Raw genomic sequence first — 19,571 nt, forward strand, 5'->3', positions numbered from 1 at the left:
CTCCTAGGAGACCCGGACAGGGACGCCGGACAGGGCGGCGTTGCCCGAGACGTCCAGCCGGTCGGGGTCGGTCAGGTCGTTGATCGAGACCCCCGGCACGCTCGCCGCGACGCTCAGTCGGACCCCGTCGCGCTGGTGACCGTAGCCGTGGGGGAGTGAGACCACGCCGGGCATGACGTCCTCGGTGGCCCTCACCTCGACCTCGACCTTGCCGACCCGGGACGTCACGGTCACCGTGGCGCCGTCGACGAGCCCGCGCGCGTCGAGGTCGGACGGGTGCATCAACAGGTGGTGGCGAGCCCGGCCCTTCGTCAGTCGCTCGGTGTTGTGCATCCAGGAGTTGCAGTCGCGCTGGTGGCGCCGCCCGATGAGCAGCAGCTCGTCGCCGGCGGGCTGTGTCTGCGTGCGCAGCCGGGTGAGGTCGTCGAGCACCAGCGTCGGCAGGAGGTCGATGCGACGCTCCGCGGTCTGCAGTCGACGGGGGAGCTGGTCGGGCTGCAGGGGGCCGAGATCCACGCCCTCGGGGCGCCGGCGCAGCTCGGTGATCGTGACCCCCGAGCGCCCCGTGCGCAGCAGCATGCCGACCAGGAAGGTCGGCGAGAAGCGGAGTCGTGCGGCGTCGACGAGCCGCTTCGCCAGCGCGGGCTTGCGGCGCAGGCGCCGGACGACCCGGCGGTGGAGCTCCCTGGCGATCTCCCAGTCGTGCCACTGGTCCTTGTCGCGCTCGAACACCGCCGGAGCGAACCGGGCCGTGTTGCGGACCGCCAGCAGGTGGAAGACGAGGTCGTAGTGGTCGCGCTCGAGGTGGGACGTCGGCGGGAGGATCACGTCGGCGTGGCGGGTCGTCTCGTTGAGGTAGATGTCGATCGCCGCGCAGAAGTCGAGGTCCGACAGCGCACGGTCGAGGGCCGCGCCGTCCGGGGTCGACAGCACCGGGTTGCCGGCGAGCGTCAGCAGCGCGCGGACCTGGCCGGAGCCCGGCGTCTCGATCTCCTCCCGCAACACGGCCACGGGGAGCTCGCCGCCGAACTCCGGGGCCTCGCGCACCCGGGAGCGCCAGGCGTCGTAGTGGCCGGGGCCCAGCATCCTCCGGCCGACGGCATCGATGGCGGGGGAGGTCAGCATCGTCCCGCCGACCCGGTCGGTGTTGCCCGTGACCAGGTTGAGCACCTGAACGGCCCACTGGCACACCAGCCCGAACTCCTGGGTCGACACGCCCATCCGGCCATAGACAGCGGCGCCGTCCGCGGCCGCCAGCTCGTGGGCGATCCGTCGGATGGTGTCGGCGGGGACGCCGCTCGCCCGCTCGGCGGCCTCCGGAGTGAACTCGCTGATCGACTCCACGAGCCGGTCCAGGCCGTCGACATAGGCGGCCGGCCCGGCGAGGTCCTCGGTCAGCACGGTGTGCAGCAGGGCGAGCAGCACCCAGGCGTCCGTGCCGGGGCGGACGAAGAGGTGCTCGTCGGCGACCCTGGCCGTCTCGGTGCGCCGCGGATCCACGACCACCATCCGCCCGCCGCGGGCCTGGAGGGCGCGCAGCCGAGCGGGGAAGTCCGGCACGGTCATCAGCGACCCGTTGGACGCCATCGGGTTGGCGCCGAACACGAGGAACAGGCTGGTGCGGTCGATGTCCGGGACCGGCAGGAGCAGTTGGTGGCCGTAGAGCAGCATCGCGACGAGCTGGTGGGGGAGCTGGTCGCAGGACGTCGCGCTGAACTTGTTGCGGGTCCGGAAGGTCTGGACCAGGCCCACGCCGTGGGTCATCGCGCCGAGGCTGTGCGCATTGGGGTTGCCGAGATAGATCGCCAGCGCGTCGTCGCCGTGCTCGTTGATCACGCCGGCCAGGCCGTCGGCCACCAGGTCGAGCGCTGTGTCCCAGTCGATTTCCTCCCAGCGCTCCGGCGTGCTGTCGGTGGCGCGGATCCGTCTTACGGGACGACGGAGGCGGTCGGGATCGGCATGGACGTCGCCGATCGCAACCCCCTTCGGGCAGATGTGCCCGCGGGAGAGGGGATCGTCGGGATTGCCACGCACGCTGCTCACCCGGCCGTCCTCGATGGTCAGGATCAGGCCGCAGGTGGCCTCGCACAGGTTGCACACCGCCAGTCGGGTCTCCACGGGGGCATCGTCACACGTCACCTCCGCGGCGGCCAGCACCGATTCGGCGGGAGCCGGCGGCGTTGATAGTCTTGTGCGGTTGCCGTCAGGACGGCCGCGGACAAAGAGAGCCCCAGGATTTCAGGCTGGGGCGCCGCGCAACGAGCGAACAGGGAGAAACCCATGGCAGTCGGTACCGACGCTGAGACCAAGAAGAAGATCATCGCCGAGTACGGCACCACCGAGGGTGACACCGGTTCGCCCGAGGTGCAGATCGCGCTGCTGAGCCACCGCATCAGCCACCTCACCGAGCACCTCAAGAAGCACAAGCACGACCACCACAGCCGTCGTGGCCTGCTGCTCCTCGTCGGCCAGCGCCGCCGTCTCCTCAACTACCTGAAGAAGACGGAGATCGAGCGCTACCGCTCCATCGTCGAGCGCTTGGGTCTTCGTCGTTGATCGACGACTGAAACCCACATGGACGGGCGACCCCTTTCGGGTCGCCCGTTCTGCTTTTCCCGCCCCGGTCGTTAAGGTGGCCGGTGGCAATCAATCCATTCCCGCGGGGCAACGCGTCCCGCACCGTAGAACAAGAGAAGACATTGACTGAACCCGTCATCTCCGAGGTCGAGACCGTTCTCGACAACGGCAAGTTCGGCACCCGTACCGTCAAGTTCGAGACGGGCGTCCTCGCCCGCCAGGCCGCCGGATCGGTGAGCGCCTACCTCGACGGCGACACCATGCTGCTGTCGGCCACCACGGCCGGCAAGCACCCGAAGGACCACTTCGACTTCTTCCCGCTGACCATCGACGTCGAGGAGCGGATGTACGCCGCGGGCCGCATCCCCGGCTCGTTCTTCCGCTCCGAGGGCCGCCCGGGCGAGGACGCGATCCTCGCCTGCCGCCTCATCGACCGTCCGCTGCGCCCGACCTTCAAGAAGGGCCTGCGCAACGAGGTCCAGGTCGTCATCACCGTGATGGCGCTCAACCCCGACACCCCCTACGACGTGCTGGCGATCAACGCCGCGTCGCTGTCGACCCAGCTCTCCGGCCTGCCGTTCTCCGGCCCGGTCGGCGCCACCCGCGTCGCCCTCATCGAGGGCCAGTGGGTCGCCTTCCCGACCCACAGCCAGCTGGAGAAGGCCGTCTTCGACATGGTCGTCGCCGGCCGTGTCACCGAGTCCGGTGACGTCGCCATCATGATGGTCGAGGCCGAGGCCACCGAGGACGTCATCGAGCTGGTCCGGGGCGGCGCGCAGGCGCCGACCGAGGAGGTCGTGGCCGCCGGCCTCGACGCCTCCAAGCCGTTCATCAAGCAGCTCGTCGAGGCCCAGGTCGAGCTCGCCAACGTGGCCGCCAAGCCGGTCCAGGAGTTCCCGGTCTTCCTCGACTACGAGGACGACGCCTACGCGGCCGTCGAGGCGGCCGTGAAGTCCGACCTCGCCGCCGCCATGACGATCGGCGACAAGCAGGAGCGCGAGGCCCGCACCGACGAGCTCAAGGCCGAGGTGCTGGACAAGCTCGCCGGCCAGTTCGAGGGTCGCGAGAAGGAGCTCGGCGCCGCGTTCCGCTCGGTCAACAAGCAGCTGGTCCGCGAGCGCATCCTGCGTGACAAGGTCCGCATCGACGGTCGCGGCCTCGCCGACATCCGTCCGCTGCACGCCGAGGTCGACGTGATCCCGCGGGTCCACGGCTCGGCGCTCTTCGAGCGTGGCGAGACCCAGATCCTGGGCGTCACCACCCTCGACATGCTCAAGATGGAGCAGCAGATCGACACGCTGTCGCCGGAGAACCACCGGCGCTACATGCACAAGTACATCTTCCCGCCGTTCTCCACCGGTGAGACCGGCCGCGTCGGCTCGCCGAAGCGGCGCGAGGTCGGCCACGGTGCCCTCGCGCGTCGTGCGCTGCTGCCGGTGCTCCCCAACCGCGAGGAGTTCCCCTACGCGATCCGCCAGCTCTCCGAGGCCATGGGCTCCAACGGCTCGACCTCGATGGGCTCGGTCTGTGCCTCGACCCTGTCGCTGCTGCAGGCGGGCGTCCCGCTGAAGGCGTCGGTCGCCGGCATCGCCATGGGCCTGATCTCCGGTGAGATCGACGGCAAGCTCGAGTACGTCGCACTGACCGACATCCTCGGCGCCGAGGACGCCTTCGGCGACATGGACTTCAAGGTCGCCGGCACCAAGGAGTTCGTCACCGCGCTCCAGCTCGACACCAAGCTCGACGGCATCCCCGCCGAGGTCCTGGCCGCGGCGCTCACCCAGGCCCGCGACGCCCGTCTCGCGATCCTCGAGGTCATGAACGAGGCCATCGACGCCCCCGAGGAGATGTCGATCCACGCCCCGCGGATCATCACCGTGAAGGTGCCCGTGGACAAGATCGGCGAGGTCATCGGGCCCAAGGGCAAGGTCATCAACCAGATCCAGGACGACACCGGTGCGAGCGTGTCGATCGAGGACGACGGCACGGTCTACATCGGCGCGACCAACGGCGAGGCGGCCGAGTCCGCCCGGTCGATGATCAACGCGATCGCCAACCCGACCATGCCCGAGGTCGGCGAGCGCTACCTCGGCACCGTCGTCAAGACCACCAACTTCGGTGCGTTCATCGCGCTGCTGCCCGGCAAGGACGGCCTGCTGCACATCAGCAAGCTCCGCTCCATCGCCGGCGGCAAGCGCGTCGAGAACGTCGAGGACGTGGTCTCGGTGGGCCAGAAGCTGCAGGTCGAGATCGCCGAGATCGACGACCGCGGCAAGCTGTCCCTGATCCCCGTGGTCGAGGACGCCGCCCAGGAGTCCGAGGAGTCCGAGGACGAGTGAGCAAGGCTCCCACGTCGACGGCCGGTCAGCTTCCCGCTGACCGGCCGTCGGCCGTTTCCCGATCGGTCACGAAGGTCCTCGAGACCGTCAGCGACGACGCCGGGCAGGTGACGTCCGTCGTACGACGCACGCAACTGCCGTCCGGGCTGCGCATCGTGACCGAGCAGATGGCCGGGGCGCGGTCGTCCTCGATCGGCGTGTGGGTCGGGGTCGGGTCGCGCGACGAGACGGCCCGCACCCACGGCGCCTCGCACTTCCTCGAGCACGTGCTCTTCAAGGGCACGTCCGAGCGCTCGGCGCTGGACATCTCCATCGCCCTCGACGCGGTCGGCGGCGAGTTCAACGCCTTCACGGCGAAGGAATACACGTGCTTCCACGCCCGCGTGCTCGCTGACGACCTCCCGCTCGCGATCGACGTGCTCGGCGACATGATCACCGACTCCGTGATCGCGCCCCATGACGTCGACGCCGAGCGTGACGTCATCCTCGACGAGATCGCCATGCACGACGACGATCCGGACGATGTCGTCCAGAATCTTCTCGCCGCACTCACCTGGGGCCCGGACTCGCCGCTCGGCCGCCCGATCGCCGGCACCACCGGCTCGATCGAGGCGATGACCCCGGCGCAGATCCGGCGCTTCCACGCCAAGCACTACGTGCCGGCCAACACCGTCGTGTCGGTCGCGGGGGCACTCGACCACGCGAGCGTCGTGCGCGCCGTGCGGAAGGCGTTCTCGCGCAACGAGTGGCTCGACGTCGCGGAAGCACCGGCGACGCCCCGCGCGCTGAGGTCGAGCCGCCGCCCTCGCGTGAGCGCCGCGCAGGGTCAGGTGCTGCGGCCCTTCGAGCAGGTCAACCTCGTCGTCGGACGAGAGGGGCTCACCCGCGACGACGACCGCCGCTATGCGCTGGCCGTGCTCAACACGGCGCTGGGCGGAGGCACCTCGTCCCGCCTCTTCCAGGAGGTCCGGGAGGCGCGGGGTCTCGCCTACTCCGTCTACTCCTTCGCCAGCCAGTACGCAGACTCCGGCCTGGTCGGGGTGGCCGCCGGCTGCCTGCCCGACCGGATCGACGACGTCCTGACCGTCGTCCGCGAGCAGCTCGTCCTCATCGCCCGCGACGGGATCACCGAGGACGAGCTCGCCCGCGGCAAGGGGCAGCTCGTCGGCGGCATGATCCTCGGGCTCGAGGACTCCGGCGCGAGGATGATGCGGATCGGCAAGAACGAGCTGATCCACGGCGACCTGCCCGGCATCGACGACATCATCGCCCGGATCGACGCCGTCACCACCGCCGACGTGCACGAGGTCGCCGCGGAGGTCTTCGGTCGGCCCGAGCTGCTGGCGGTCGTCGGACCCGGGTGACGGCAACGTGCGATGGCGCTGGTCTCCGGCTAGCGTGTTGGGCTCCTTTACCAACCCAGGAGACACTCGATGACTTCCTTGCATCCGAACGACCAGACCACAGGTCCGGAGGAGCGGGTGCCTCCGAGCGCCGGCCGCCTCATCGCCGCGCCACGCGTCTTCCTCCCGTCGGCGGGGCTGCTCGTCCTCTTCGTCGCTTTGACGGCGGCCTTTCCCGAGAAGGTCGGGGAGGTCATCAGCGACCTCAACGGGACCATCATCGAGGATCTCGGCTGGTGGTACATCGCCCTCGTCACGAGCTTCGTGTTCTTCTCGCTCTGGCTCGCTGCCTCCCACATGGGCACCATCGTCCTCGGCAAGGACGACGACGAGCCGGAGTTCAGTCTCGGGTCCTGGTTCGCGATGCTCTTCGCTGCCGGCATGGGGATCGGTCTGGTGTTCTGGGGGGTCGCCGAGCCGCTCAACCACTTCGCCTCCACGCCGCCCGGTGCGCCCGCCGACACTCCGGCGCAGGCCGCGCGCACGGCGATGGACACGACTTTCCTGCACTGGGGGCTCCACGCCTGGGCGATCTATGTCGTGGTCGGACTCGCGATCGCGTACTCGGTGCACCGACAGGGCAACCCGATCTCGATCAGGTGGGCGTTGCGCCCGCTCCTCGGCGACCGAGTGCGGGGCTTCTGGGGTGACGTCATCGACGTGATCGCAGTGCTGGGCACGCTCTTCGGTGTCGCCACGTCGTTGGGTCTGGGAGTGAGCCAGATCGGCGCCGGTCTGAGCTACCTCGACGTGATCGACGAGCCGACGACGTGGTTGCTGATCGGACTCGTCATCGTCATCACCGCGATCGCCCTGACCTCGGTCGTCACCGGTGTCGACAAGGGCATCAAGTGGCTGTCCAACATCAACATGGTCGCCGCCGTCGTCCTGGTCTGCTTCGTGCTGATCGCTGGTCCCACGGTGTTCATCCTCAGCGACTTCGTGACCCAGATCGGGTCCTACATCCAGAACTTCTTCCAGATGTCGTTCAACGCCCGCCCCTTCCAGGAGGACGGCAAGGAGTGGCTCGGCGGCTGGACCACCTTCTACTGGGGGTGGTGGATGAGCTGGGCGCCCTTCGTCGGAGTGTTCATCGCTCGGATCTCACGCGGTCGGACCGTGCGGGAGTTCATCCTCGGCGTGCTGCTCGTGCCCACCCTGGTCACCTTCCTGTGGTTCTCGGTCATGGGTGGCACGGCCCTCTACGAAGAGCTCTTCGAAGGCGGCGGGCTCGTCGCCGCCGATGGTGGGGTCGACACCAACACCGCGCTCTTCCAGCTGCTCGACCTTCTTCCCGGTGCTGCCGTGCTGAGCGGCCTGGCGATCTTCCTGATCGTGATCTTCTTCGTCACGAGCTCGGACTCAGGGTCGTTCGTCGTCGACATGCTGTCGTCGGGCGGTGACCCGAATCCGCCGGTGTGGAGCCGCGCCTTCTGGGCGACCATGGAAGGCGCGGTCGCCGCTGTGCTGCTCTATGTCGGACTCGAGGCCCAGAAGACCGATCCCTCGGTCAATCCACTCGGCGCCCTGCAGACGATGGCGATCCTGCTCGCCCTCCCGTTCAGCTTCGTGATGCTCGGGCTGGCGATCTCGACGGCGAAGTCGCTGGTGCAGGAACAGCGCCGGTGGGTTCGGCGTCAACGTCAGTGGCTCGCCGAGCGGGTCGCGGAGGAGCTGCGGGCGACCGACCCGGACTGGGGACCCGAGTCGGCCACGACGCCCAGCAGCAGCGAGCAGGGCGCGCCCCGCGGCCGCACCCCGTGAAACGGTGCGATGTCCTGGGGCACACGAGTGCCCCGGGACATCGCCGGGATCAACGGCGCCCGATGATCCCGATGACCGGCGGCTGTTTCGAGTCGACGATGTAGACGCGGAAGCCGCCGTCACGCAGCTGCGCAGAGGTCTTCTCCAGGATGTCGGGGACCTGCTCGGGGCGACTGGTGTCGAAGAAGAGGTTGACCGATCCGCCCGGCAGCAGGCGCTCGTGGAGGAGGGCGATCTCCTCCTTGGCCTCGCGCACCCAGAACAGGTTGACGTCGAAGGCGAAGACCTTGGTGAGGCGCTTGACCGGGACACGGAGGGTGGCGAGATCGATCTGCCGGACCGCGAGACGCCCGGCGGCGACGTGCTCGGCGCAGCGGGCCTTCGTGCGGTCGACACCGGCCTCGGAGCGGTCAATGGCGAACATCTTGCCCTTGCCCTCGAGGCGCCGGCAGATCAGGTCGGCGGCCGCGCCGTTGCCACACCCGATCTCCAGGACGTGGTCGGCCGGCTGGACGTCCATGAAGTCCACCGCCCACCGGATCCGGGCCGGGATCTTGTTCACCATGGTGCCCAGCCTGCCAGAACGGCTTCCCGGGTGACGCACTACCTTGGTCCCGTGACGGAACGTGTCGCGGTGAACGCGGATCAGACGGGTCGAATCCGGGTCGGCGTGCTCGGCTCGCGCGGAAAGGTCGGCGCCGAGGTCGTCCAGGCGGTCGAGACGGCCGACGACCTCGACCTCACCGTGGGTGTCGACCAGGGCGACGCGATCTCGGCGCTCGTCGACACCGGCACGCAGGTGGTCGTCGACTTCACCCACCCCGACGTGGTGATGGACAACCTGCGGTTCTGCATCGACCACGGCATCCACGCCGTGGTCGGCACCACCGGCTTCGACGACGACCGTTTGGCGACACTGCGCGGCTGGCTGGCGGAGTCACCGGGCACCGGCGTCCTCATCGCGCCCAACTTCTCCATCGGCGCCATCTTGATGATGCGCTTCTCGACCATCGCGGCGCCGTTCTTCGAGTCGGTCGAGGTGGTCGAGCTGCACCACCCGACGAAGGCCGACGCGCCGAGCGGTACGGCTCGTCGTACCGCCGAGATGATCGCTGCCGCACGCCGGGAGGCCGGCAGCCCGCCCATCCCCGACGCGACCTCGACCGGACTCGACGGCGCCCGGGGCGCCGACGTCGACGGCATCCGCGTGCACGGACTGCGCATTCGCGGCCTCGTCGCCCACCAGGAGGTCGTCCTCGGCGGCCTGGGGGAGACCCTCACCATCCGCCACGACTCCCTCGACCGCGTCTCCTTCACCCCCGGAGTCCTGACCGGCATCCGACGCATCGGCGACTTCCCCGGCCTCACCATCGGGCTGGAGCATCTGCTCGACGTCTGATGGGCCGAGCGTGTCGGCTGGTCGAGACCAGCCGCACGGCCCTCGCTGCGCTCGCGCCGCGGTCAGGTCTCGACGCGGCTGCGCCGCGGGCCGACACGCTGCCGGCCGCCGTTGTCTGACCAAGGTCCAGCCTTGGCCCGGCGGCAACACGACAGTCGATGGCGGGCGCGCTGACAGCGCATGTCCGGGTCAGAGGAGGCGGAGGAGGGCGGCGAAGGCAGCCGAGCCGAAGACGACGACCAGGAACGGCGCCCGGAGCAGGAGCAGCAAGGCGGCCAGGGCCAGGGCGGCCAGGCGGGCGTCGAGAGCAAGGGCGCCACCGTCCGGGGCGGCCAGCACCTGCACCGCGACCAGCGCGGCGAGCAGGGCGACCGGGATCAAGTCAGCCACCCGGGCGACGACAGGGTGGGCGAGCACGCGCGCAGGGACGGACAGTCCGGCGAGCTTGAGCAGGTAGCAGCCGAGTCCGGCGGCCAGGACGGCCCACCACATCACGACGCGACCTCCCGCCGCGGCAGGAGTACGCCGACGAGCAGCGCCACGCCGGCTGCGACCAGGACGGGCACCCCCGCCGGCGTGAGCGGTACGGCGCCCGCGGCCACCGCCGCGGCCAGGAGCGCCACGAGCCGCGACGTGGCCGTGGTCAGCCGCGGCCAGAGCAGCGCCAGGAACGCGGCGCCCACGGCGGCGTCGAGCCCCAGGTCGCGGGGGTCGCCGAGCTGCTCACCCGCGACCGCGCCGAGGAGGGTGGTGAGGTTCCAGAGCACGAAGATCGTCACGCCGGTCGTCCAGAAGCCGGCTCGGGCCAGGTCACGGTCGGGCCGGGCCACCGCCATCGCGGTCGACTCGTCGATGAGGACGTGAGCGGCCACCGCCCGCCGCCAACCGCGGTAGCCGAGCAGCGGCGCGAGCCGGAGTCCGTAGAGCGTGTTGCGGGTGCCGAGCAGCAACGCGGCGAGCGCGCCCGCGACCGGAGTGCCGCCGGCACCGACGACACCGGCGAGCGCGAATTGGGAGGCGCCGGTGAACATCAGCAGCGACAGCACGCAGGTCTGCGCCACGTCGAGGCCCGACGAGACACCGACCGCGCCGAAGCTCAGCCCGTAGGTCCCCGTGGCGATCGCGACACCGAGGCTGTCGCGGACGACGGCGCGTCGAGACGTGTCGCTCATCGTCCCGGCCGACCTCAGGCCAGCGCGGTGTGCAGCCGGACCTGCTTCACGCCCGCGCCGGTGGCGTCCGCCAGCTCGCGGCTGGCCCCGTCGGCGGCCCAGCCGGAGTCGGTGAGGAAGGCGCGCAGGACGTCGTCGGTCGTCGCGATCCAGCAGGTCGCCCGGGTGAAGCCGTCGGCGGTCAGGGTGTCGGCGCACGCCTGGAGGAGACGCGATCCGTGCCCGGCGCGCCGGTGCCCCGGGTCGACGGTGAACTCGGACAGCTCGCCGTCGGTGGCCGGGTCGGCGTCGGCGTCGCTGCACGGACCGGTCAGCGCGAAGCCGGTCACCTCGACGCGGGCCAGAGCCACGAGGGCCCGGAAGCGGGCCTCCGGAGGCCGGGCGAGCGACGCGGCCCACGCGGCCGCCAGGTCGTCCACCCCGACGCCGGCGCCGTCGAGGAACGCGGTGGCGCTGGCGTCGTACTGCTCCTGCCAGCGGCGGACCTGCACGGCGGCGATCCCGGCAGCATCGGCCGGCCACGCGACCCGGACGGAGACATCGGCGGTGACCACGTCACCGATCCTCCCACCGGTGACGCCGATGTCGGGCACCGGCGCCGGTTGCCACGACCTCGCTAGGGTCGACCGCATGGAGATCCGCAACCTCGGCGCGAGTGGCCTTCGCATCTCGGCCATCGCCTACGGCAACTGGCTCACCCACGGCTCGCAGGTCGAGGAGGATGCGGCGCTCGGGTGCGTCCACCAGGCGCTCGAGGAGGGCATCACCACCTTCGACACCGCGGACGTCTATGCCAACACCGCGGCCGAGTCGGTGCTCGGCAAGGCGCTGGCGGGGGAGCGGCGCGAAGGCCTGGAGATCTTCACGAAGGTCTTCTGGCCCACGGGCCCGGGCAAGCACAACGACCACGGCCTCTCGCGCAAGCACATCATGGAGTCGATCGACGGCTCCCTGCGGCGCCTCGGCACCGATTACGTCGACCTCTACCAGGCGCACCGCTATGACCACGAGACGCCGCTCGAGGAGACGATGGTCGCCTTCGCCGACGTCGTCCGCGCCGGGAAGGCGCTCTACATCGGGGTCTCGGAGTGGCGTGCGGAGGAGATCCGCGCCGCGGCCGAGCTCGCCCGCGAGCTGCGGGTGCCGCTGGTGTCCAACCAGCCCCAGTACTCGATGCTCTGGCGGGTCATCGAGGAGGAGGTCGTGCCCACCTCGAAGGAGCTCGGCATCGGTCAGGTCGTCTGGTCGCCGATCGCCCAGGGCGTGCTGACGGGCAAGTACCTGCCCGGGCAGCCGCCGCCGGCCGGCTCCCGGGCCACCGACGACAAGGGCGGCGCCGACAACGTCGGACGCTGGCTGAAGGACGACGTCCTCGAGCGGGTGCAGCAGCTGCGGCCGATCGCCGAGTCGGTCGACCTGTCGCTCGCGCAGCTCGCCGTGGCCTGGGTCCTGCAGAACGACAACGTCTCCGCCGCGATCATCGGCGCCAGCCGTCCCGAGCAGGTGACCGAGAACGTGAAGGCTGCCGGCGTGCGGCTGGACGCCGAGATCCTCGCGGCGATCGACCGGGTCCTGGACGGCGTCGTCGTCTCCGACCCGGCGAGGACCCAGTCGCCGCGCCGCTCGGAGGTCCTGTCCTGACGCTCAGCTTGGATTCAGGCGGTGCCCGTCAGGTCGAAGCAGTAGCGACTGCTCGGGACGAGATCGAGCCCCTCGCTCGCCCCGAACCGGGCGCAGCTGTCCATCAGTGCGGTGAAGCGGCGCTGGAACTCCTCCTCGTCGCCGTTGCTGCCGTAGAACGCGTGGTGGTCCGACATCGCGGCCATCATGAAGAGCTCCTCGACGATGCCGGCGACGTCGGATCCGCCGGTGGTGAGGCAATGGACGACCGGGTTCTGGACGTAGCCGAACGTGCCCTGGGTGTCGATGGCGACCTGGGTGTGGCGATCCAGCCAGTCCGCGCGCCACTCGTCCGGCGACATCGTCGCGGGACGACGCAGGAAGGCGACATTGGCCAGCGCGTCGGTGCGCGCGCCGTCCGCGACCGGCGGCGGTGGGAGGGGGAGTCGCTCCTCGACGAGCCAGGCGTCGGCGCCCGCGTCCTGCCGTCGTACGACGGACAGGGCTGCGGCCGCGTCATCGCCCCAGACGGAGACCACGGCCGTGATCGGCGCGCCGGGCCCGAACCGCATCGCCGGGGCGACGTCGGTGTCGTCGACGTTGACCTGGAGCCGGCGGGCGCCCGTCGCGGCGAGGGCGGTCCGGAAGTCGGCGGAGAGCAGGGCCGAGCCGGAGGCTGGGCTGCGGAGGGCAGCGATGAGCTTCACGCGGCCGAACACTACTGGCCGGCGTGCCTCGACGACCGGGTCACCGGTCGTAGTCGCCCGGGAGCTCCTGACCGATCTTGACGCGCGCCTTCGGCATGCGCATGAACTTCATCTGCATCGCGCGGGTCAGGGCGTAGTAGGTGGTGCCCTTGAGCGAGGCGTCGGGGAAGCGACGCTTGAGCTCGCGGCGGATCTTGAAGCGCAGCCAGAACATGTCCGTGATGACGAACAGGACGGTCGCGAGCAGCACGATGCTGCTGGCCTGGACCAGCGCGGAGCTGCCGGTGTAGCCGAGGATCAGGCCGATGATCATCAGCGGGATGACCATCTCCACGATGGAGAACCGGGTGTCGACGTAGTCACGGATGAAGCGGCGCACGGGGCCCTGGTCACGCGGCAGGAAGTAGCGCTCGTCGCCGTTCTTCATCCCCTGCCGGATCTTGCGGCTCTCCTCGGCGCGGTACTCCCGGGTCTGGCGGTTGGCGGACTTGCGGTCCGCGGGACCCTTCGCCCGTGCCTTCGCCGCGGCCTCGGCCTCCCTGCGGGTCGGCGTCGGACGGCCCTTGCCGCCGGGCTTGGTGAGGTTGGGCTTCTCCTCGACGACGGGTTCCTTGGAGCGCTTGAACACGCGGTGCCTCTCGTTGCTGCGGGGTGCGGTCACCTCGGGGCGACCGCGACGACGGGTCAGTCCTTGTGCGACTTGCCGGGCAGGGCGAGCATCCGCTCGAGCGCGACCAGCGCCTCCGCCTCGGTCTGCGGGTCGACCTCGATCTGGTTGACGACCCGCCCCTCGACGAGGTTCTCGAGCGCCCACACGAGGTGCGGCAGGTCGATCCGGTTCATCGTCGAGCAGTAGCAGACGTTGCGGTCGAGGAACATGATGTTCTTGTCCGGGTGGGCGTTGGCCAGCCGCTGCACGAGGTTGAGCTCGGTGCCGATCGCCCAGGAGGAGCCGGCGGGAGCGGCCTCGATCGTCTTGATGATGAACTCGGTCGATCCCACGAGGTCGGCCTTGAGTACCACCTCGTGCTGGCACTCGGGGTGCACCAGGACGTTGAGGTCCGGGACCTTGGCGCGGAGCTCGTCGATCACGTCGGGCGAGAACCGGCCGTGGACCGAGCAGTGGCCCTTCCACAGGATCATGCGGGCGTCGGCCAGCTCCTCGGCGGTCAGACCCCCGTCGGCCTTGAACGGGTTCCACACGACGCACTGGTCGAGCGAGTGCCCCAGCTCCAGGACCGCCGTGTTGCGCCCCAGGTGCTGGTCAGGCAGGAAGAGCACCTTGGTGTCAGGCCCCTTCTGCGCGAACGCCCACTCGAGCGCGACCTCGGCATTGGACGAGGTGCAGACCACGCCACCGTTGCGGCCGCAGAACGCCTTGATCGCGGCGCTCGAGTTCATGTAGGTCACCGGGACCACCTGGTCCTGCACCCCGGCCGCGGCCAGCGCGTCCCAGGCCTTCTCCACCTGCGCCAGGCGCGCCATGTCGGCCATCGAGCAGCCGGCAGCGAGGTCCGGCAGCACGACCTTCTGCTCCGGGCCGGTGAGGATGTCGGCCGACTCGGCCATGAAGTGGACGCCGCAGAAGACGATGTATTCAGCGTCCGGACGGGCCGCCGCGTCGCGGGCGAGCTTGAAGGAGTCGCCGGTCACGTCGGCGAACTGGATGACCTCGTCGCGCTGGTAGTGGTGTCCGAGCACGAAGAGCTTGTCGCCGAGCTTCTCCTTCGCGGCCTGCGCGCGGGCCACGAGGTCAGGGTCGGAGGGCGCCGGGAGGTCGCCCGGGCACTCGACGCCCCGCTCGGAGAGCGGGTCGGTGCCGCGGCCCAGGGGCAGCAGCGGGAGATCCACGGTCGTCATGGCCCCATCCTAGTTGCGAGGTGGGTCCACCATGATGGGCGCATGCGCATCCTCGTCGCCCCGGACAAGTTCGCGGGCACGCTCACCGCCGTCGAGGCCGCCGAGGCCATCGCGGAGGGTTGGCGACGCCACGCACCGCACGACGAGCTGCTGCTCGCACCGATGTCGGACGGTGGCCCCGGCTTCATCGACGTCCTGCAGGCGTCGCTGGGCGGCGAGCTGCTCGCGGTCACGGTGTCGGCGCCCGGCGGCCACGTCGTCCCGGCGACCCTGCTGATGGTCGACGACACGGCGTACGTCGAGAGCGCGCAGGCCTGCGGCGTGCACCACACGGGGGGCGCCCACGGCGACCTCGGGACGACGGCCGGTGTCGGCACCCTACTGGACGAGGCGGTCCGCGCCGGGGCGCGCCGGGTGGTCGTCGGTCTCGGCGGCTCCGGGACGATCGACGGCGGCTCCGGGATGCTCTCCGCGCTCGGTGCCACGGCCGACGTACCTCTCGACGCGGGCGGGGCCGCCCTCGACGGCGTGGGGGAGGTGGATCTCTCCGTGCCCCGCGAGCTCGTGGCGGGTGTCGAGCTGGTCGCGGCGACCGACGTCGACAACCCGTTGACCGGACTGTTCGGGGCGGCGCGCACCTTCGGCGCCCAGAAGGGCCTCGACGAGGACCGCCAGCAGCTGATCGACCGCGTGCTGGACGAGTGGGCCGCCGTCACCGACCGGCGCCTGGCTCTGGAGCCGGGCGCGGGCGCGGCCGGCGGGCTGGGGTTCGCCCTGTTCCTGCTCGGCGGCGCGCGGACGCCGGGCATCGAGCTGGTCGCCGACGCGGTCGGACTGGCCGAGCGCGCGGCCAGCGTCGACCTGGTCATCACCGGCGAGGGTGCCTTCGACTTCAGCAGCCGTGCGGGCAAGGTCCCCGCCGGGGTGGCCGGCATCGCCTCCGCCGCGCTGCGACCGTGCATCGCGCTCGCCGGTCAGGTCCTCGTCGGCTCACGCGAGATGCGGGCGCTCGGGATGGATGCGGCGTACTCGCTGGTGGAGGCGGTCGGGGAGGAGCGCGCCTTCGCGGACCCGGCGGGTGCGCTCGGCGACCTCGCGGCCCGCGTGGCCCGCACCTGGTCGCAGTGACGAGGTCGGTGACCGGGCCGTGGCGGGGCTCCGGGACCGTCCCGATCTGCGCACACCCGTGTGCTGAATCGTCGAACATGTTCTAGATTGACCGCCGTGACCGACATCAGAGCACGCTTCGAGGCACTCCGAACCGCCGAGCAGGCCGACCCCGCCGAGCTCGACCAGCTCTGGACGGACCTCGCCGTCGTCGAGGTCGACGAGATGCTCGGGGCCTGGTCCGGCGGCGACTTCGCGACCGGCCACGTGGCCAGCACCATCCTCGACAAGGTCAACTGGGTCGGCAAGCGCTTCGACGGCGCGCTCGACGTCCAGCCGATCGTCTGCCGCGGGGAGGACGGCCAGCTCTACGCCAACGAGGCGGCCGCCGGCGGCGGCGGTGCCTCTCTGTGGCCGGTGGGCTTCCGCGGCGAGGTCACGGCCACGATGGTCTACGACAAGATGCCGGTCTTCGACCACTTCAAGAAGGTCGACGACGACACCGTCATGGGGATCATGAACGGCAAGCTCGCCAGCGCCTTCGGCATCGCGGAGCTCTACTACTTCTGGCTGGAGCGCAACCAGTGAACACCCCCAACCCGATCGTCAACACCGTCGCCCTCGTCGAGGTGCCCGGAGGGGGCTTCGTCTTCGCCGATGTCGAGCTCGAGGAGCCGCGTGCCGACGAGGTCCTGGTCCGCATCGTCGCGACCGGCCTGTGCCACACCGACCTGACGGTCCCCACGATGCTGCCGGCCGAGATGATGCCCACCGTCGTCGGCCACGAGGGCACCGGTGTCGTGGAGCGCGTCGGAGCCGAGGTCGAGGGCATCGCGGTCGGCGACCACGTCGTGCTCAGCTTCCGCTCCTGCCGCTCCTGCGGACCCTGCCAGGAGGGCCACGTCGGTTACTGCGAGCAGTCCCTGCTGCTCAACTACATGGGCATGCGCGCCGACGGCAGCACCACGATGAAGCGCCAGGTCGACGGCGCCGACCAGACGGTCTTCGGCAACTTCTTCGGCCAGTCCAGCCTGGCCCGCTACGCCCTGGCGTACGCCGACAACTGCGTCGTGGTCGACAAGTCGCTCGACCTGGCCCGGCTGGCGCCCTTCGCCTGCGGCTTCCAGACCGGCGCCGGCACGGTGCTCAACGTCCTCGACCCCAAGCCGGGGGAGAGCATCGTCGTCTTCGGCGCCGGCGCGGTCGGTCTGGCCGCCGTCGCCGTCGCCCGCGGGCTCGGCGTCGAGACCGTGATCGCCGTCGACCCGCTCGCCGAGCGCCGCACGGTCGCCGAGGCCTACGGGGCCGTGGCGCTCGACCCCACGGAAGCCGGGGCCGAGCCGGTCGAGGACCGGGTCAGGGCCGCGACCGACGGCGGCGCGACGTACGCCATCGACACCACGGCCATCCCGGCGGTGGTGCTGCAGGCGCAGAAGGCGTTGCGGCCCCGGGGCATGCTGGTGGCGCTCGGACTGGGGGCACCGGAATACACGATCGACGCCATCGACCTGCTCCAGTCCGGCAAGATCGTGCGCTCGTCCATCGAGGGTGAGGCGGACCCGCTCGTCACCATCCCGCAGCTCATCGCACTGCGCGAGGCGGGCAGGTTCGACGTCGATCACCTTGTGACGACCTACCCGTTCGAGCGGATCGCGGACGCCGTCGCCGACTCGAAGTCGGGAGCGGTCGTCAAGCCCGTCCTCGTGTGGGGGGAATAACCACTCCTGTGCGAGGATTGAGACTGTCGAACAACGGAATCGACCCTGATCGACCCTGACTGACACACCTGGAGTGAGCATGAGCGACAGCTGCTGCGGAGGCGGCCACAGCCACGAGGCCCCCGGCGCGACCACGACCGTCGCGGAGCCGGTGGACCTCGACCGCCGCGAGGACCAGATCAACCTGAGCCCGGTGGCGGCCACGAAGGTCAAGAGCCTGCTCGAGCAGGAGGGTCGCGAGGACCTGTCCCTGCGCATCTCGGTGCAGCCCGGTGGCTGCTCGGGTCTGCGCTATCAGCTCTTCTTCGACGAGCGCACGCTCGACGGCGACGTCGTCACCGACTTCGACGGCGTGTCCGTGGTCGTCGACCGGATGAGCGTCCCCTACCTCAACGGCGCGGTCATCGACTTCGTCGACACCATCGAGAAGCAGGGCTTCACGATCGACAACCCCAACGCGACGGGGTCCTGCGCCTGCGGAGACAGCTTCAACTGACGCACAGCAACGCGAAAACCCCCGCCCGGAGCGTGTCCGGCGGGGGTTTTCGCGTTGCTGTGCGTCAATCCAGGTGCAGGTGGAGCGCGTTGGCCAGCCGCTGGGCCGCCTCGGAGATCTCGATGCCACGCTTGGCCTGGTCGCGGGGGAACTCGTCGTAGTGGATGCTCGGGGCCGGACGGGTGGCCTTGACGGCGGCCAGCTCGAGACGGCGGCTGACCGCCTCGCAGTCGGCACGCAGGTCGCTGGGGGCGGCGAACTCTTCGTACGGGGTCATGTCGCCGACGCTAGGTGCTACCTACGGGTAGGCACAGGCCTACCCGTAGGTAGCGCCGCAACGTTCGTGTGAACGTTTCGTGTCAGGTCGCCGTCGCGGCCGCGGACGGTGTCGTAGGGTTGCGCCCCGTGACTGCACCCACGGGCTCCCTGCTGATCGCCGGTTCGATCGCCACCGACCACCTGATGACCTTCGGCGGGAAGTTCGCCGACTCGCTCGTCGTCGAGCAGCTCGACAAGCTCTCGGTCTCCTTCCTCGTCAACGACCTCGAGATCCGCCGTGGCGGCGTCGCCCCCAACATGTGCTTCGGTCTCGCCAAGCTCGGGCTCCGGCCCGTGCTGGTCGGCGCGGCCGGCGAGGACTTCGTCGACTACCGCTCCTGGCTCGAGCGCCACGGCGTCGACTGCGACTCGGTGCACATCTCCGACAGCAAGCACACCGCCCGTTTCGTCTGCACCACCGACTCGACCATGGCGCAGTTCGCCTCCTTCTACCCCGGCGCGATGAGCGAGGCGAGCATGATCGAGCTCGCCCCGATCGTGGAGCGAGTGGGCGCCCCCACCTACGTCCTGGTCGGCGCCGACGACCCCGACGCCATGAAGCGTCACACCGACGAGTGCCGCCAGCGGGGCTACCCGTTCATCGCCGACTGCTCCCAGCAGCTCGCCTTCGCCGAAGGTGACCTGATCCGCGACCTCATCGACGGCGCGGCCATCCTCTTCTCCAACGAGTACGAGTCGCACGTCATCGAGAAGAAGACCGGCTGGAGCGCCGCCGAGGTCCTCGAGCGCGTCGACATCCAGGTCACCACCCTCGGCAAGGACGGCGTCCGGGTCACGACCACCGACGGCACCTCCTTCGAGATCCCCGCCGCCAAGGACGTCGCGGCCGTCGAGCCGACCGGCGTCGGCGACGCCTTCCGCGGTGGCTTCCTCGCGGCCCTGTCGTGGGGAACCTCGCTGGAGCGAGCCGCCCAGGTCGGCTGCGTCCTCGCCGCCTACGTCGTGGAGACGGTCGGCACCCAGGAGTACGACTTCACCCCCGTGCAGTTCGTCGACCGCGTCCGCCTGTCCTACGGCGACGAGGCGGCCGACGAGGTCGCACAGTTCGTCAGCTGAGCCCGGAGGTCTCG

The 19,571-nt window shown here is 70.3% G+C and carries 20 protein-coding genes; 11 read left to right on the forward strand and 9 right to left on the reverse strand.

From position 1 onward, the window contains the following. Positions 1 to 3: 3 nt before the first annotated feature. Positions 4 to 2,118 (reverse strand): molybdopterin-dependent oxidoreductase, encoded by a 2,115-nt coding sequence (locus tag E9934_RS02280; RefSeq protein ID WP_136561186.1) that lies wholly within the window; start codon positions 2,116 to 2,118, stop codon positions 4 to 6. Positions 2,119 to 2,280: 162 nt separating this feature from the next. Here E9934_RS02280 and rpsO point away from each other — a divergent pair, with 162 nt between their 5' ends. The 4 genes from rpsO to E9934_RS02300 all read left to right on the forward strand — a co-directional run bounded on the left by rpsO (position 2,281) and on the right by E9934_RS02300 (position 8,083). Beyond that, positions 2,281 to 2,556: a 30S ribosomal protein S15 gene (gene rpsO, locus E9934_RS02285; protein WP_136561187.1), complete on the forward strand. Its 276-nt coding sequence runs from the start codon at positions 2,281 to 2,283 to the stop codon at positions 2,554 to 2,556. Positions 2,557 to 2,699: 143 nt separating this feature from the next. Further along, positions 2,700 to 4,916, forward strand: coding sequence for a polyribonucleotide nucleotidyltransferase (locus E9934_RS02290; protein WP_136561188.1), 2,217 nt, complete (start codon positions 2,700 to 2,702; stop codon positions 4,914 to 4,916). Further along, positions 4,913 to 6,280: a M16 family metallopeptidase gene (locus E9934_RS02295; RefSeq protein WP_136561189.1), complete on the forward strand. Its 1,368-nt coding sequence runs from the start codon at positions 4,913 to 4,915 to the stop codon at positions 6,278 to 6,280. The genes E9934_RS02290 and E9934_RS02295 overlap by 4 nt, the downstream gene beginning before the upstream one ends. 69 nt (positions 6,281 to 6,349) lie before the next feature. Next, on the forward strand, positions 6,350 to 8,083 hold the full coding sequence (locus tag E9934_RS02300) for a BCCT family transporter (RefSeq protein ID WP_136561190.1): 1,734 nt from the start codon (positions 6,350 to 6,352) through the stop codon (positions 8,081 to 8,083). A gap of 49 nt (positions 8,084 to 8,132) precedes the next feature. Here E9934_RS02300 and E9934_RS02305 read toward each other — a convergent pair whose 3' ends face one another. Beyond that, the gene (locus E9934_RS02305) at positions 8,133 to 8,648 is read right to left on the reverse strand and encodes a class I SAM-dependent methyltransferase (protein ID WP_136561191.1); all 516 of its coding nucleotides are present in this window, start codon (positions 8,646 to 8,648) and stop codon (positions 8,133 to 8,135) included. A 93-nt stretch (positions 8,649 to 8,741) separates the two neighbouring features. Here E9934_RS02305 and dapB point away from each other — a divergent pair, with 93 nt between their 5' ends. Beyond that, entirely contained in the window at positions 8,742 to 9,482 is a 741-nt protein-coding gene (gene dapB / locus E9934_RS02310; protein WP_136561489.1) for a 4-hydroxy-tetrahydrodipicolinate reductase, read from the forward strand. Between the two features lie 189 nt (positions 9,483 to 9,671). On the opposite strand, the gene E9934_RS02315 is transcribed toward dapB, so the two are convergent. From E9934_RS02315 to E9934_RS02325, 3 genes are read right to left on the reverse strand one after another with little or no spacing between them, the layout of a single operon-like run. Continuing rightward, positions 9,672 to 9,974, reverse strand: coding sequence for an AzlD domain-containing protein (locus tag E9934_RS02315; RefSeq protein WP_136561490.1), 303 nt, complete (start codon positions 9,972 to 9,974; stop codon positions 9,672 to 9,674). Next, on the reverse strand, positions 9,974 to 10,654 hold the full coding sequence (locus E9934_RS02320) for an AzlC family ABC transporter permease (protein WP_136561192.1): 681 nt from the start codon (positions 10,652 to 10,654) through the stop codon (positions 9,974 to 9,976). Before E9934_RS02320 ends, E9934_RS02315 begins: the two co-directional genes overlap by 1 nt. A 14-nt stretch (positions 10,655 to 10,668) precedes the next feature. After that, the gene (locus E9934_RS02325) at positions 10,669 to 11,208 is read right to left on the reverse strand and encodes a GNAT family N-acetyltransferase (RefSeq protein WP_238694702.1); all 540 of its coding nucleotides are present in this window, start codon (positions 11,206 to 11,208) and stop codon (positions 10,669 to 10,671) included. Between the two features lie 76 nt (positions 11,209 to 11,284). Between E9934_RS02325 and E9934_RS02330 the strand changes: the two genes are divergently transcribed. After that, on the forward strand, positions 11,285 to 12,295 hold the full coding sequence (locus E9934_RS02330) for an aldo/keto reductase family protein (RefSeq protein WP_136561194.1): 1,011 nt from the start codon (positions 11,285 to 11,287) through the stop codon (positions 12,293 to 12,295). A gap of 14 nt (positions 12,296 to 12,309) precedes the next feature. Here the strand turns inward: E9934_RS02330 and E9934_RS02335 are convergent, their stop codons facing one another. Genes E9934_RS02335 through nadA form a run of 3 tightly spaced genes read right to left on the reverse strand, consistent with a single transcriptional unit; the run spans position 12,310 to position 14,841 of the window. Further along, on the reverse strand, positions 12,310 to 12,981 hold the full coding sequence (locus E9934_RS02335; protein ID WP_136561195.1) for an EthD domain-containing protein: 672 nt from the start codon (positions 12,979 to 12,981) through the stop codon (positions 12,310 to 12,312). 40 nt (positions 12,982 to 13,021) lie between these two features. Next, on the reverse strand, positions 13,022 to 13,609 hold the full coding sequence (locus E9934_RS02340; RefSeq protein WP_136561196.1) for a DUF3043 domain-containing protein: 588 nt from the start codon (positions 13,607 to 13,609) through the stop codon (positions 13,022 to 13,024). 56 nt (positions 13,610 to 13,665) lie between these two features. Continuing rightward, positions 13,666 to 14,841 carry a quinolinate synthase NadA gene (nadA, locus tag E9934_RS02345; protein WP_136561197.1) on the reverse strand — a complete coding sequence of 392 codons (1,176 nt, stop codon included), beginning with the start codon at positions 14,839 to 14,841 and terminating at the stop codon, positions 13,666 to 13,668. A gap of 42 nt (positions 14,842 to 14,883) precedes the next feature. Between nadA and E9934_RS02350 the strand changes: the two genes are divergently transcribed. From E9934_RS02350 to erpA, 4 genes are all read left to right on the forward strand, one after another. After that, positions 14,884 to 15,969 (forward strand): glycerate kinase family protein, encoded by a 1,086-nt coding sequence (locus E9934_RS02350; RefSeq protein ID WP_136561198.1) that lies wholly within the window; start codon positions 14,884 to 14,886, stop codon positions 15,967 to 15,969. A gap of 96 nt (positions 15,970 to 16,065) precedes the next feature. Continuing rightward, positions 16,066 to 16,536 (forward strand): DUF4334 domain-containing protein, encoded by a 471-nt coding sequence (locus E9934_RS02355; protein ID WP_202977163.1) that lies wholly within the window; start codon positions 16,066 to 16,068, stop codon positions 16,534 to 16,536. After that, complete coding sequence (locus E9934_RS02360; RefSeq protein WP_238694703.1) at positions 16,533 to 17,666, forward strand: NAD(P)-dependent alcohol dehydrogenase; 1,134 nt, start codon at positions 16,533 to 16,535, stop codon at positions 17,664 to 17,666. Before E9934_RS02355 ends, E9934_RS02360 begins: the two co-directional genes overlap by 4 nt. Before the next feature lie 79 nt (positions 17,667 to 17,745). Next, a complete protein-coding gene (gene erpA / locus E9934_RS02365) occupies positions 17,746 to 18,162 on the forward strand; it encodes an iron-sulfur cluster insertion protein ErpA (RefSeq protein WP_238694704.1) in 417 nt (138 codons plus the stop codon). Positions 18,163 to 18,226: 64 nt separating this feature from the next. Here the strand turns inward: erpA and E9934_RS02370 are convergent, their stop codons facing one another. Continuing rightward, positions 18,227 to 18,439, reverse strand: a complete 213-nt coding sequence (locus E9934_RS02370; protein ID WP_136561200.1) for a hypothetical protein — start codon at positions 18,437 to 18,439, stop codon at positions 18,227 to 18,229. Positions 18,440 to 18,624: 185 nt separating this feature from the next. On the opposite strand from E9934_RS02370, the gene E9934_RS02375 reads away from it, so the two are divergent. After that, the gene (locus E9934_RS02375; protein WP_136561493.1) at positions 18,625 to 19,557 is read left to right on the forward strand and encodes a carbohydrate kinase family protein; all 933 of its coding nucleotides are present in this window, start codon (positions 18,625 to 18,627) and stop codon (positions 19,555 to 19,557) included. The last annotated feature ends 14 nt before the right edge of the window (positions 19,558 to 19,571 follow it).

The sequence above is a fragment of the Nocardioides caeni genome (assembly GCF_004912195.1).
GTDB lineage: Bacteria > Actinomycetota > Actinomycetes > Propionibacteriales > Nocardioidaceae > Nocardioides > Nocardioides caeni.